Source organism: Vibrio hepatarius, assembly GCF_011806575.1.
Taxonomy (GTDB): Bacteria; Pseudomonadota; Gammaproteobacteria; order Enterobacterales; family Vibrionaceae; genus Vibrio; species Vibrio hepatarius_A.
The window spans coordinates 34,461-48,616 of record NZ_JAATOO010000008.1 but is presented as its reverse complement, the minus strand read 5'-3'; the positions used below and the strand labels follow the sequence as shown (position 1 = coordinate 48,616).

Sequence of the window (14,156 nt, the reverse complement as noted above, 5' to 3'; positions counted from 1 at the left end):
GAATAGTGACATCTGGCAAACTGCCAACGGAAGCAGACGGGTTACAGCTCAACTTTTGTAAAACATTGGCGTGTGACAACTTTGGAATGAGTGATGCACATCGTTACGTCGTGCAACATGCTAACCCTAAGCGACCTGCGATGGTATGCCGAGAATGTGGTGCTTTCCCCCCCTTACTTAACAACCGTGAAGTTCTCAACGAGCTGCACCGTTTACGACACCTACACAGCGATGGTCTTCCTGCCTGTCGCAACAACGACTGCGCGAACTTTGGCCTATCGGTTCACACCCACAAACACCTTTACCACGCTTTTGGCTACAGCGGTGACCGCCAACGTTATCGATGCAAAGACTGCCACTCGACGTTTGTAGACAAATGGTCAGGTGCCAATAAAAAACTCCAGTTTCAAGAAAATCTCCTTGGCTTGCTCTTTATGGGCTACTCGGTACGCGAGATCTGCCGCAAGTTAGAGATCAACCCAAAGACGTTTTACGACCATCTGGTCCACATTGCCAGCCGCTGTCGACGCAAACTTGCAATGTTCGATGCGCGCTGGGTCAACCATGCCAGCAGTTACGAGCTAGCATCCCACTACACCGCACTTCAACCTAAGAGCAACAATGGCGTATTGTGGTTTGTCACGGGCGAAGCGCACAGTGGCTATATTCTGTGCCAACACGTTAACTACGCGGCAGATGAAGAACCGCTTGGCTGTGTCGATCACGACCCATACCAAACACCCGCAAGATTCGTTTCACGCGAGCACTCGTCTGAAGCCAATATGCCGGTACCAAGTCCGTCCCCTGTGCTCAAAGAGCGAATCGACCAAAAGTACCAAACTATCCTTGCTCGTGGTAATGTCGAAGACCCAATGGGGAACTTATCGATATTTAATTACCCGTCTAAAGGCGCGTTGATTCGTCCACCATATACGTCCTACGCCCATTTCTTGCACGTACTCGATATGTGCCAGCAAGACGCTCAAGTTTCAATTTATCTGCCGCAAGACCCTGTTGTCCGCTCTGCGGCATTGAGTGTTTGTCTGCCAAGAATTCAAGCACGCAATGTCGATTTGATGTACGTCGAGGAAGACACGAATTGGAACCCAGACAACGACGTGGATAAAGTCGACATCGTCCATATGGGGTGGTGGCGCGATCGCTGGGCGATTGCGACCGTCGATCACAACTCAAAAGGCATCTGTTACTTGGCGGGAGAGCATAATCAGCCTGAGTTGTGGCTTAAGAAAGCGTCAATTCGAAAAGCCGCTTTTTATCAACAACGATTCCAGACTCTATTTGAAAGCTTTATTAATGAACCAAGGCGTAAGCTACGTCCTGGTGGCTTACTACCAATGCTTGATATTTTCCGCGCTTGGCATAACCTATGCTATCAAGACAAAAATGGGCAAACAGCCGCGCAGAACCTAGGATTAACGCAATCTCCAATGACTCTTCGTGAGCTATTATCATAATTATTATTAATGTGACCAGTGCCCACAAACAGCATGAGTTTTGCTACTTTTAGTAGAGTTAGTTAAGCTGCTGTTCATATAATGCGAAGTTATTAAAGCAGTATTGCGGTAAAGGACTGATTCATTGGATAAAAGCCAGCGACTACTAGACTTAGAGATTGAACAGCTCCGCTCAAGGTTAGAGATAGAGCCGGATAAAGTGAGTGCGAGTGCAGAACAGTGTGCTGCAAGAGCAACGCAAATTCTCTACCCAGAAGGCGAAATCAAATCTCTAGTCATCATGTCTCGCTGCGCTTGGAATACCATGGAGTACCGCAAAGGGCTCAAGTACATTAAAGAAGCCTACAGCAAACTCAACAGCATCGATACCGACGACTTCCTACCAGAAATCCTCCACGTTCACGCACTTCACTATTGGGGACAAGCCAAATACTTCTCCGCACAACAATATTGGATTAACGCGTTAGAGCAATCGGCGCTGGTTGACGAAATCGAGTTTCAGGTCGAAGCCTTGATCGGTTTAGGTAACATCTGGCGTATCACCAACGATTATGAGCTCGCTAAAAGCACCCACGAGCTTGCAATGATTGTCGCCAACCACACCCGTATCAACTGGCTGGAAGGTAAAGCCCGCATTCTACTCGCGTGGGACATGTACCTATTAAAAAACTACGTCGAGATGCTGTCTGTGCTTGACGGCGCGATCGAAGTATTAAAAGACCACCCCGATAGCACCTGGCAAGCCGAAATCTGGGATTTTCGCGGTTTAGCCTTACTCGGGCTCGAACGCATTGAAGACGCGGAACAAGCCACCAACAAAGCACACTCACTGGCGGTGAAACATAACTTGGTGTGGATGAAAGCGCACTCCTACATCAGCCGTGCGCGCTTAGAGCTGCTGCGCAAGAACCCACAAATGGCGTCCGAGCTGCTGAAAAGTGCCGAGCAATCTGCCGCATCATTTGATAACGGTGAGCTGTTATCACAGATATGTTTTCAGCAATCGCTGGTTGCAGAAGAGTACGGCGATCACCAGAGAGCGCTCGAAGCATTCAAAAAATATCGTAAATACTCAAGCAACATGCTGCGCGAACAAACGGCCAAGTTCAATAATGACAAGGCTCGGGCTTCAAAGCGCCAACTTGAGCAACGTGCACGTAAGATCATCAACCTTATTCGTCGACAGCATGAGTTCGATCCAGACAAACATCTGAGCAACATGGTGTCTGAAATTTATTGGTGGGAACAATTAGTTCTGTTTAAAACCGAGCTGAAGCACAGTAACCACTCGGTGATTACTATCCGACACGATGATCCAGAATATATCGATATATGTACCGAGTTAGCCCACTCATTGTGTAGCAAACAAGACATCCTGACCCGTCTAAGCAAAGAACATTTGGGTTTATTGCTGTCCGATAAAGGTGCGTCGGCCGCTAACGTTGCTAACGTACTGAGAAAAATGATCGAGATTTATCCTTGGCAACGTTGCGGACTCAACCGAGCGCTACCAGAGGTGCGCCACCAAGGTATCCTCACATTCCCATTCACAATCGAACAACTTGAGATTCAACAGCAGGAAGAAAGCGATGGAAGTGCTACTTAATAAGATTTCCGAATCGGGCCTAGACGCCTCTTCCGTTGCCGGTGAAGAAGCACTGGCGTTTTGGGACAACATCTGCCAAAACGTCGCCACAACACACCAAGAAAAAGCACAGTGTTTCGTTATCAGCGCAGAGTTTCGCCGTGAACTAAAGCAAATACAAGCGAGCATTAACGATTTAAAACAGGCGCTAAACCTGTTGTCGTTACCAGAAGACGCGGCATTGATCCTCGAGGTCAAAAACAATCTCGCTGACCGATTAGTCGAAAATGGCGAGTTTTCGCTGGCACTGAACGAATACATCACCTCCTCTACCATCGCTGTAGACAATGGATTTATCGATGAATACGTTATATCGGTTTTGGGAATGGGGAACCTGTGCGACATCTACGGCGATCATTTCCGCGCGATACGCTACTACCAAAAGATCGACAGCATTGACCACGCGATCTCAAGTCGTTCACTAAGGCTAAAATACAAGCTGTATATGCTGGCTTGTTACATCTCGCTCAACCGTATTAAAGAAGCCAAAGAACTGATCAAAGAGTGCGAAGAGCTGAGTATCCTAGTCAGTGACAAAGTGCTGTCTGGCCAGATTCATCTGTACCAAGCCAAAATTCACCGCAGTGAGAAAAACATCGAAAAAGCGATGTTGAGCTTGGGTAGCCTACAATACACGTCAGGCAATATTCATTCAGCTTGGTTAGCATCGATGATTCGCTTAGAGCTGGCTTGCTGCTTGACCGATTATGGCAAGCGTCATTGGGCAAGTTGGGTGCTGGAGCGCGCGTATCGCAAAGGGGATTCTTCCTCTCCGACCTTAAACCTTAAAATTTGTGACGCGTTGGCTTGGCTCGGCGAAGAACAAGGCAACTACCAAGCGGCTTTGGCATATCAAAAACAGGCGCATCAACTCGAGAGCGAGTTGATGAAGAAGATTCCGATTGGTGACCTCGGTGCAGCGCAGTTGAGACGCTTGTCTCGATTTGAGCTTCAGCTTAAGTTGATTCTGTCTGAAATCGAAAACCGTGAGCTGAAAGAAACCACGGAAACCCAAAAACACACCGTGGCGAAGCTGCAGCAAGATGTGTTTACCGACCCGCTCACCCAGCTCCACAACCGCCGTTGGCTGGACGTAAAACTCAAAGATCTGCTTCTGCACGAAACACCGTTTGCCTTAATGGTCATCGATATCGACCACTTTAAGTCCATCAACGATGAGCTTAGCCACCTTGTGGGCGACAAAGCGATCGTTAACGTCTCAGCAGAGCTAGCCGAACACTTCAAGTTCAAGAATGCTTCTTGCGTTCGCTTTGGTGGTGAAGAGTTTTTGGTGATCCTAGAGAAGACAGAGCTAGACCAAGCGCGCACCCACGCGGAATCTTTCCGTAATCGTATTTACGACTTCTCTTGGCAAGACGTTCTTGGCGAGCGTGGCCTCACCATCAGTATTGGTGTCACTCTCCATCGTGACGGCGAAAACACCCAGCGTACCTTCTATCGAGCAGATAAAGCTCTTTATCGAGCAAAGGCAAACGGCCGAAACCAAGTTTGTACTGAGTAACGATTACAAAAACTAACAAAGCGGTGGATATTCGCTAAGTAGTTAATCTACAATGAAAACCTACCCAACACGCAGACAAGCGAAATTTGACTGGCTCATTTTTTGCCCTACGTCGTGTTGCTTTTTCCGCTCGTCTTCACAATACACATATACAGGGATTCAAGTATGTTTCTTGACTACTTTGCTCTTGGCCTGTTGGTCTTTGTTACTTTAGTGATCTTCTACGGTATTATCGCAATCCACGATATTCCCTATGAAATCGCGAAAAGTCGCGAACATCCTCACCAAGATGCTATCCACTATGCTGGCTGGGTCAGCCTATTCACGTTCCATGCGCTGTGGCCGTTCCTCTGGATCTGGGCAACGTTGTGGAGAAAAGAGCGCGGCTGGGGTTTCCAAAAACTGCAACAAGAACAATATGACATCCACCACCGTGTTGACGTCCTGATAAACCAAGTCGAGCAACTCCAAGAAGAACTGAAACAACTAAAAACGCAACAGAAGCCAGTAGTCTCTCCGACTCATGATGCTGAACTCCGTGAGGAGGATAACTAATGGATTTATTACTCATTCTAACTTACACCGCCATTTGTATTGCCATTTTTAAAGTCTTTAAAATCCCTTTGAATAAATGGACGGTTCCAACCGCTGTGCTTGGTGGTGTGGTACTGATTGGCACTTTGATTCTACTGATGAACTACAACCACCCGTTTACTCAGTTGGGTAACCAAGTTTTCTCATCTACCCCGATGGTTTCCGGTGTGAGGGGCCGTGTTATCGAAGTACCAGTTGAACCGAACAAACCGCTGAAGAAAGGCGATGTGCTGTTTAAGATTGATCCTGTGCCGTTCGAGGCAGAAGTAGCGAAACTACAGGCGCAAATCAAAGAAGCCAGCCAAGGTGCGCTTGGGCTGGAGTCAGAGCTGAAAGCAGCCAGCGCACAACAGACTCAGGCAGAAGCCGAACGCGACAAAGCGAAACGTGAATTTGCTCGCTACCAGCGCGGTTATGACAAAGGTGCATTTACTGAACAACAACTCGATACCCGTCGCCAAGCCTACAAAGCGACGGAGGCAGCATTAGAAGCCGCCAAGGCGCGTGTTGACCAAGCACAGTTGGCACTTGATTCAGAAATCGGCGGTGAAAACACCACGGTGGCTCGACTACTTGCTGAGTTGAGAAAAGCCGAGTTCAACCTGGAACAGACTGTCGTTTATGCCCCAACCGATGGCTTCGCCACCCAGGTGGCATTACGTCCAGGCGTTATGGCAGTACCACTACCGATCGCGCCCGTGATGACCTTTGTCCACACTGAGAATTTGGTTTACACCGCGGCGTTCAGACAAAACTCTCTTCAGCGTCTGAAACCAGGGTTTGAAGCTGAATTCGTGTTTAGAGCGATTCCAGGGCGTGTATTCAAAGGCGAAGTGATCGACATACTACCTGCGATTGGTGAAAGCCAGTTCCAAGCGCGTGGCGCTCTAGTTGGCACAGAAGCACTGCGTACTAGTGGACGCGTATTTGTCACGTTAAAGATCACCGACGACCTGTCTGAGTTCCATCTCCCGATGGGTACCGCAGTAGAAGTCGCGGTTTACTCAGATAAGTTCAGCCACGTATCCATTATGCGTAAAGTTCTCATTCGTATGAAGAGCTGGCAAAACTATCTCTACCTAGACCATTAAAAGACAAAGCCCTCCAATCGGAGGGCTTTTTTAATAATTCATAAGAGACTAGGCCAAGTTGAGAAACAACTCATCGTCTGTCATGTACTTATGTTTCGGGCCTAAGTTACGCACGTGCATAAACATAAAATCCGGAAAGCCTGGCGCCAGTAAGTCATTCGGCAACCATACGATCCCGCCAACGAACACATACTTACCCTGCTTTTCTGCGCAGTGAAGAGGATTATTGATCTCTGTCGACAGCTCGGGCCTGACCCCTTCAACCACACAAACAATCTGCCCTTTCGCCACACCAACGACGCGTTTAACAAGGTTGGCTTTAATACCACATTTCCATGCTTGGCGAGTCGCCATTTCAAAACCATATTTGCGAACGTTTTTTTGGATGTTAACTATCAAATTCACTGCTTTGCACCTACTACTGATATAACTTTGCTCAGATTAGTCCTACCACTAAAAAATAGCGAGAGAAATAACACGATGTTTCATCGTCAGATGAAAAGACAGAGGGTAGTTTCAACTTAGTAAAATAGCCGAATCGGGCTTAAAACTAGATCTAAATCCCATTACTGTTAATTTTAATACTAGTGGTTACATAAATATTTGAAGAAAATCTCAGTCGGTCGATACAGTATGCGAATATCTTATTGACTTGAATTCACCCTGCCAGATTAACCAGAGCAGGGTAACCACAGAGGAAGTTCACATGAAAGAAGTTGAGTTTAGAACCATAGACCGACTGTTTATCAAGATGTCAATTAATGACAAATTCTGGGTCATTCTCATCCTTTTCCTAAGCGCAATTTCGTTTATCGCTGGCAGCCGTTACCTGTCTAGCATTGAAAACGCCAACGCCTCAGCTATCAGCGCTGCACAGTATAAACTCGCAGGTATGCTGGCGGTTGGTGATAGTACTCGCATTCAAGCTCAATCAGACATAACACTGGTATCACAGTTAAAACAGCCAACCAATAACGACGGTGTGATTACCGTTGCTCAACGTGCTGACAACGGCTCTATCTATCAGCTCACGTTTGACGCGCAAGAGACGATTGCCGAAGCTAAATCACAAGCGCTCACCTCTTTGCTTTTAAGCTACCTTTGGTTTGCGCCTTTCGCTCTATTTTGTTACTGGGTATCCACCTTTATCGGTGGCGCTCTATGGGTGTTGTACAGCACCACTCAGCGTATCGGCGAAGGTGATTTAACCTCACGTCTTGGTTTTCATCCGGGTCGCGACGAGTTCGGTACCATCGGCTGTGCATTGGACAAAGCAATGGATACCTTAAGTGAGCTGATCATCAACGTGAAGCACAACACTCAAACCCTAACCGATACGTCGGCATCGTTTGAAGAAGAGATGAAGCACAGCGAATCACAAGTACGTAGCCAGTATGCATCGCTTGATTCTGTCGCGACGGCAATGGAAGAAATGACTGCCTCAGCCAAAGAAGTCTCTAGTATTTCCCAGCAAGCGACGGAACAAACCGAGCACGACTCACAATACATCGAGGGCAGCCATCAACGCGTTGTGGCTGCCATCCAAGAGATCGACACTCTGTCGCAATACATTGCCCAAACGTCAAACTCTGTGACTAGCTTGAACGAGAACACCACGCAAATTAATGAAGTGATTACGACTATCAACGCAATTTCAGAGCAGACCAACTTGTTAGCATTGAACGCAGCAATTGAAGCAGCGCGCGCGGGTGAGCAAGGACGTGGCTTTGCCGTCGTCGCGGATGAAGTGCGTACTCTCGCCAGCCGCACACAATCGGCAACGGTAGAAATTCAAGCAATGATCGAAAAGCTGCAGACTGAAAGCCAAAACATTGCTTCGATTACGTCTAAAACCGTGTCTCAGGCGCAGACCAGTAGCGACATCATCACCGACCTTGGTCAAGACGTTCAAGCTATTGCTGAGTCTGCACGCTCGCTGACTAACATGAGCGTTCAGATCTCAACCTCGGCGGAAGAACAAAGCTCAGTGGCCAACGATATTGCATCGGAGCTAACCGATATCCGTGCTCAATCGAATGCCTTACGTGAAGTCGCGGAGCAATCTTCAAGCGGCATCGCAAACTTAACTCAGGCAGCGAAATCGCTGTCAGAAATCCTTAAGCAGTACCGTACGCAATAGCCTCAAGAGACAAACAAAAATCCCTGCTTTTCGGCAGGGATTTTTTTACCAATATCGCTCATATAGAATCTGCCCGCCAGTCGCCCTACGATGCTTCTCCAACCCCATCTTGGTTAACACCGTAATTGAGTCTTTGATCATCTCTGGATTGCCACACAGCATCACAAAGCTCTCGTCCTTATCAAGCGGCACACCTACCACGCGTTGCAACGTTTCGCTCTCGATCAGTTGTGGGATACGGCCACTTAACACGCCTTCTACTGGCTCCCGAGACACGACAGGAATATAACTTAGACGTCCTTCATATTGCTGAATCAGTTGGTCGATTAGATAGCGGTACACTAGATCTCGCTCATGACGCACCGCGTGGACGAGAACAATATGCTCGCAGCTTGGACGAAAGTTAATATCATCAAGCAGCGATAAAAAAGGCCCAATCCCTGTCCCAGTCGACAGAAGCCACAAGTTTTTCGTCTGCTTAGGGATGTTACTGAAAACCAAATCTCCATACGCCTTTTCGCCGACGTAGATTTCATCACCTTCTTTAATTTGCTGTAGATAAGGAGAAAGCGCCCCTTCCGGGTGCGACACAATCAGAAACTCAAGCATATCCGTCGTGTTTAACGGGGCGTTAACAACTGAATACGGACGACTGACCAAGTCACCTTGGCTGTTGAACAAGGCCAGTTTCGTGTACTGCCCCGCTTCAAATTGCAAGCGAGCGCCCGTCACTCTTAGGCTAAACAAGTCTTGATTCCAGTCCGTTCGGCGGTCGATATGCGCGCGGGAAAAACCATTGAGGGCAACCATCGTAGATCCTCCAATCGGTTACATATTATTAACGTTACGCTCACTTAATCGTTATGTAAAATCAGAGCGCTACGGAGTGATAGTGGATCACATTTTTTTAACAGTTATCGCTATTTACCCCTTACTCTTGATTCCCACAACCGCAATCCCCATGATGTTTCTAGCGATTAGCGACAGTTGTTATATACTGCGCTCCTTTAAACGTTCAAACCTATCGATTTGCAATGAATAAAAGTTTACTGACGAATATCATCGCCCTTGCTTTGTTAGCAGGTGGCTACCAAACAGACAACCAAATTGCTTTCTACGCAGGCCTGTTCGCCTTTTCCGGCGCGATAACCAACTGGCTTGCGATTCATATGTTGTTTGAAAAAGTACCCGGCCTATACGGCTCTGGCGTTATCCCGGCACGCTTTGAAGAATTTAAACTGGCGATCAAAAACTTGATGATGGAGCAGTTTTTCACCCAAGAGAATATCGACAAGTTTCTTAACCAAGAAATGTCAGGCGGAAAAACGCTCGAGCTGCAACCAGTGATCGATAAAGTTGACTTCAACCCAACCTTCGACTCATTAGTTGAAGTAATCGCATCATCATCATTCGGCGGCATGCTGGCAATGTTCGGTGGCACAGAAGCACTGCAACCATTGAAACAGCCGTTTGTCGAGAAGATGAAAGAAGCAATGGCCGACATCAGCCAGAGTGATAGCGTCAAGCAAGCGCTCAAAGAGCAGTTCGAGTCACCAGCGATGATGAGCGAGATTGAAGCCAATATCGAAGCCATTATCGACCAGCGACTGAGCGAACTGACACCTCAACTCGTCAAAGAGATGGTGCAAAAAATGATTAAACAACACCTTGGCTGGCTTGTTGTTTGGGGTGGTGTGTTTGGCGGCATTATCGGTGTGATCTCATCTTTTGTTGCTTAATCGACTAACCGATACAACGAAAAGGGAAGCGAATGCTTCCCTTTTTATTTAACGATAGGTTATCGGCCAGATTTTAACAAAGACCTCGTGACATTAGCGGAGTCATCCAAGCCAAGAGCATCCATTGCCTGCTGATATTCATCGATAATCTCAGTGTACTGGATATTGTTGAAGTCATCCCTAACGTAGCGAAATGTGCCTATGTAGACAACATCGGCGTTTTCTGGCACTTGAAAATAAACGCCACCGGGAAAGCTCAATACATCGCGTTGCATTGCATCAAGATAGGTTATCGCCCCTCTCAACCATGTGGTGCGACGAGGAACTTCCACCATAAACGGCACGCCCCAGGTCGCTTCAATAGTAGCTTGCCAATCGTCGCTCCCATCCATGGGCCCCGGATAAATTCGGTCTGATCTGGTGCCCGTTGCGACAAACACTTTATTGAGAATGCGACCATCGCCTAGCGCATTCCAATACGTAGTCTGTTCAAGTACCACATCGATCGGCGGATCCAGCTCAAATTTACCGATCACAATGACCTTGCTCTCCGAGCTTGATAACGCCGTGGTATGCGGCAGCATTGTTGGCATACTACAACCACTCAAAAACAGAGTGGCCAAGACGAGATTTAAAACGCTTTTCATAATTGGTCGATTCGGTTTTGGATTCGTTGAGCGACAACAGGATTATCTTTGGTATCTTTAAGAATTTCCTCAAGCATCTGTTTTTCGGAAGGCGCGTTGTCAACGGGAACCACATCGAACTTAGCTTGCTCGAAAAAGCCGGTATCCAACTCTTGCAATGCATAATCACCAAAGTGATAGACACCCGGTTTTTCTATTAGCAATGCCGCCACATCATCGCCTTGTTTGCCGAAGTTGTAGCTATAAATCGTGTTACCGCATATAAAGCCTAGGCAAGACTGCCCTTCTGCAGAGTAGGCAGCGAAAGCACCGTTTGGAAAGGCAAAAGAATAGTAAAGGTAGCCGCCTTCAAACTCTTTGACCGCCAAGTGATAGTAAGGTTTGTCAGATTGGGGACGGTGTTGAAATATTACTACGGAGTGGAGTCGGTTAGCATCGACGTCGTCAATATTGAGCCAACCATACCCCACCGAAAGCTCGGTAAAATCGTCGACTTGCTCTCCTCCCGTTGAGGCACAGCCGACCAGCAAAAACAGAAAAATTGCAGCGACAAAGTGTTTAGTCATTAGTCATCTCCTTTGCTTGAAGCAAGATGTCGATACTGAATGGAGTGCGCTTAATTCTTTGATTTTTAAGCAACACATGAATATCTATCGATTACTCAATAATATCGCTTATGCAAAATGATGCGATGAACCACCTGTGATCATCTTCAACAAATAAGAAAGTTTTACCTGACATTCCTCACTTTAACGAAAATCTATACCCAAACGTTGAGTCCAAAGAAGCCTTATTTATCCGAGCAGGATTTACAGCTTGGTAATGAGATCAGCGTTCACACCAAAACTGGTTTTGTGTTCTTCGATCACGACTTCGCTACGGGTTTGAATCACGCCCGGTAACGTGCCGAGCTTTGAAGACATAAAGTTCTGGTACGCTTTCATGTCTTTCACCCGCACTTTAATCATGGTGTCGAAGTCACCGGACAGCGAATAACACTCTTCGATCTCTGGCATGTCTTCTACGGCATCAGCAAACTTTTCAAAAATGGAGAAGCTGGTTTGATCCAGTCGGATGTGGATAAACACTTGCACGTCTAGACCGAGTTTTTCGGGATTGAGTTCCGCGTGATAGCCTTTGATATAGCCTTCTTTTTCAAGGCGTTTGACTCGGTCAGAACAAGGAGAAGTGGTGAGGTTTACCTGTTTGGCAAGCTCGACAATCGGCAGTCGGCCTTTTAGGTTAAGGGTTCTGAGAATTTCGCGGTCAATTCTGTCCAAGTCCATTTAGCGCTCTTATGATAGTTGTTAGCTTTTTGCTAATACTATCTAAACGCACTAAGTAAACCTAGCACCAAATCAGTGGAATGTAAGAAATATGTGAATGGTGGTTATGCCACTTCGGCATCAGAGAAAGAATTGCTATTCACACGTTCCGTTTGGCTATTACATACACGACAAAAGCACTGCTTTTCCATCTTCATGTAATGTGCGCCTTGGAATAGTGTCGCAAAAAAACAAGCCATATTCTTAACCATAGAATGGTTGGTGTCCTCACATCGCTTCATGACAACCTTATGTGGTGTCACTTTTGCACAGCAATGGCAGTACTCTTGAGGCATGTTTTTCTCTCCTTAGAAGTGGTGGGGTTATTTAATTGACCTATTTGTAAGCTGTTGGTTCGCGCGTCTCAAACTTTAGTGAAAAAAATGTGACGCTTGCCAAATAATTATGCCAAAAATACAAAAAGCCCCTGAAACTCTGCGCTTCAGGGGCTTTTTTACCGACTAATATTCTTATTCAAGTTCAGTCAGTAGTTTTTGATATTTCGAGTGTTGAGATTTCACGCTCTCTTCTGGCTCACCCGTTAGTAGGCTCACAACAACAATCGAAATTGTTGAGAAGATAATGCCCGGTACGATTTCGTAAACATCGAACCAACCGCCAGAGATTTGCTTCCATACGACGATAGTCACACCACCAACAACGATACCTGTAAGTGCGCCATTGCGGTTCATACGTGACCAGTACAAGCTAAGAATAAGTGCTGGACCAAATGCCGCACCAAAACCAGCCCACGCGTAAGATACTAAGCCAAGAACAGAGCTGTCTGGTGTCATAGCAAGCGTTAGCGCAACAATTGAAATTGCGATTACGGCGATACGACCCACCATCACGATCTCTTCTGAGCTTGCGTCTTTCTTAAACACTTGCTTATAGAAATCTTCTGCTAGTGCTGAAGAAGAGACTAGCAGCTGTGAATCCGCCGTACTCATGATTGCTGCAAGAATTGCCGCGAGAAGGATACCCGCCACAACAGGGTGGAACATCGCGTTCACGAGCAGCATGAAGATTTTCTCACCGTCATCCACAGAGATGCCAGAGTTGCTTACGTAGATAAGACCTACCAGACCAACCAGCATCGCACCAAACATTGATAGTGCCGTCCAGATAACCGCGATGCGGCGCGCTGTCGTTAAGTCTTTGTTTGAACGAGACGCTTTGAAACGAGCTAGGATGTGCGGCTGACCGAAGTAACCCAGACCCCAAGCAACTAACGAGATGATCGCAATCGCGCTTAGTGGTTCACCTTTTGAGTCATTCCAAAGTGTCAGTAGCTGTGGGTTGATGTTCGCAAGCTGACCTTCAAGGTCGCTGAAGCCGCCTTCCATCGCCACAATCGGTACAATAACCAGCGCCGCCGCCATTAATAGGCCTTGCACCAAGTCAGTCCAAGACACCGCTAAGAAACCACCAAACAGAGTGTATGACACGACACAAACCGTACCAATAATTACCGCTGTGGTGTAATCCAGACCAAATACTGTTTCAAACAGTTTCCCGCCAGCTACCAAGCCCGAGCTTGTGTAGAAAAGGAAGAATAAAAGGATGAAGAAAGCAGAAATAACCTGAATCAGCTTTGAGTTGTCGTTAAAACGACGTGATAGGTATTCTGGCAACGTCAGTGAGTCAGTGGTGATACTGTAGGTACGCAGACGTTTCGCGTTGATTAGCCAGTTTAACCATGTACCTGCAAGTAGACCACCCGCTAGCCAAAATGCCTCAATACCCGCCGCAAACGCGTAACCAGGTAGACCAAGCAGTAGCCAACCACTCATATCCGACGCACCTGCCGAAAGTGCCGCAGGCCAAGGACCTAGAGAGCGTCCACCCAAGAAGTAGTCTGAAGAGTTTTTCGTTCGTTGATACGCAATGACGCCTATTGCAAGCATCAGAATTAGATACGCAATAAACGTGGCTGTAATAGCAAAGCTATTTTCCATGTGATTTGTCCTCTTTTTAT

General features: G+C 46.9%; 14 protein-coding genes. 7 read left to right on the top strand and 7 right to left on the bottom strand.

Going from position 1 to position 14,156, the window contains the following annotated elements; genetic code table 11:
• Positions 1–5 precede the first annotated feature (5 nt).
• The 5 genes from HCZ42_RS08055 to HCZ42_RS08035 all read left to right on the top strand — a co-directional run bounded on the left by HCZ42_RS08055 (position 6) and on the right by HCZ42_RS08035 (position 6,327).
• Positions 6–1,475 (top strand): IS1 family transposase, encoded by a 1,470-nt coding sequence (locus HCZ42_RS08055; protein ID WP_167420203.1) that lies wholly within the window; start codon positions 6–8, stop codon positions 1,473–1,475.
• 124 nt (positions 1,476–1,599) lie between these two features.
• Positions 1,600–3,081 (top strand): tetratricopeptide repeat protein, encoded by a 1,482-nt coding sequence (locus HCZ42_RS08050; protein WP_167420202.1) that lies wholly within the window; start codon positions 1,600–1,602, stop codon positions 3,079–3,081.
• Positions 3,065–4,642: a tetratricopeptide repeat-containing diguanylate cyclase gene (locus HCZ42_RS08045; protein ID WP_167420201.1), complete on the top strand. Its 1,578-nt coding sequence runs from the start codon at positions 3,065–3,067 to the stop codon at positions 4,640–4,642. Before HCZ42_RS08050 ends, HCZ42_RS08045 begins: the two co-directional genes overlap by 17 nt.
• Before the next feature lie 165 nt (positions 4,643–4,807).
• A complete protein-coding gene (locus tag HCZ42_RS08040) occupies positions 4,808–5,197 on the top strand; it encodes a DUF3302 domain-containing protein (RefSeq protein WP_167420200.1) in 390 nt (129 codons plus the stop codon).
• Entirely contained in the window at positions 5,197–6,327 is a 1,131-nt protein-coding gene (locus HCZ42_RS08035) for an HlyD family secretion protein (RefSeq protein WP_167420199.1), read from the top strand. Before HCZ42_RS08040 ends, HCZ42_RS08035 begins: the two co-directional genes overlap by 1 nt.
• 48 nt (positions 6,328–6,375) lie before the next feature.
• Here the strand turns inward: HCZ42_RS08035 and HCZ42_RS08030 are convergent, their stop codons facing one another.
• The gene (locus tag HCZ42_RS08030) at positions 6,376–6,732 is read right to left on the bottom strand and encodes an acyl-CoA synthetase (protein ID WP_167420198.1); all 357 of its coding nucleotides are present in this window, start codon (positions 6,730–6,732) and stop codon (positions 6,376–6,378) included.
• Positions 6,733–7,033: 301 nt separating this feature from the next.
• Between HCZ42_RS08030 and HCZ42_RS08025 the strand changes: the two genes are divergently transcribed.
• Positions 7,034–8,467: a methyl-accepting chemotaxis protein gene (locus HCZ42_RS08025; RefSeq protein WP_167420197.1), complete on the top strand. Its 1,434-nt coding sequence runs from the start codon at positions 7,034–7,036 to the stop codon at positions 8,465–8,467.
• 45 nt (positions 8,468–8,512) lie between these two features.
• Here the strand turns inward: HCZ42_RS08025 and HCZ42_RS08020 are convergent, their stop codons facing one another.
• Positions 8,513–9,277, bottom strand: coding sequence for a ferredoxin--NADP reductase (locus HCZ42_RS08020; protein ID WP_167420196.1), 765 nt, complete (start codon positions 9,275–9,277; stop codon positions 8,513–8,515).
• Positions 9,278–9,501: 224 nt separating this feature from the next.
• On the opposite strand from HCZ42_RS08020, the gene HCZ42_RS08015 reads away from it, so the two are divergent.
• Positions 9,502–10,206, top strand: a complete 705-nt coding sequence (locus HCZ42_RS08015; RefSeq protein ID WP_167420195.1) for a DUF445 domain-containing protein — start codon at positions 9,502–9,504, stop codon at positions 10,204–10,206.
• Positions 10,207–10,265: 59 nt separating this feature from the next.
• Here the strand turns inward: HCZ42_RS08015 and HCZ42_RS08010 are convergent, their stop codons facing one another.
• From HCZ42_RS08010 to putP, 5 genes are all read right to left on the bottom strand, one after another.
• Positions 10,266–10,799: a hypothetical protein gene (locus HCZ42_RS08010; RefSeq protein WP_167420194.1), complete on the bottom strand. Its 534-nt coding sequence runs from the start codon at positions 10,797–10,799 to the stop codon at positions 10,266–10,268.
• Between the two features lie 50 nt (positions 10,800–10,849).
• Positions 10,850–11,419, bottom strand: a complete 570-nt coding sequence (locus HCZ42_RS08005) for a hypothetical protein (protein WP_167420193.1) — start codon at positions 11,417–11,419, stop codon at positions 10,850–10,852.
• A gap of 243 nt (positions 11,420–11,662) precedes the next feature.
• Positions 11,663–12,139: an Lrp/AsnC family transcriptional regulator gene (locus HCZ42_RS08000; protein ID WP_053409248.1), complete on the bottom strand. Its 477-nt coding sequence runs from the start codon at positions 12,137–12,139 to the stop codon at positions 11,663–11,665.
• 104 nt (positions 12,140–12,243) lie between these two features.
• Positions 12,244–12,474, bottom strand: coding sequence for a hypothetical protein (locus HCZ42_RS07995; RefSeq protein ID WP_167420192.1), 231 nt, complete (start codon positions 12,472–12,474; stop codon positions 12,244–12,246).
• A 174-nt stretch (positions 12,475–12,648) separates the two neighbouring features.
• Complete coding sequence (putP, locus tag HCZ42_RS07990; protein ID WP_167420191.1) at positions 12,649–14,136, bottom strand: sodium/proline symporter PutP; 1,488 nt, start codon at positions 14,134–14,136, stop codon at positions 12,649–12,651.
• Between the last annotated feature and the right edge of the window lie 20 nt (positions 14,137–14,156).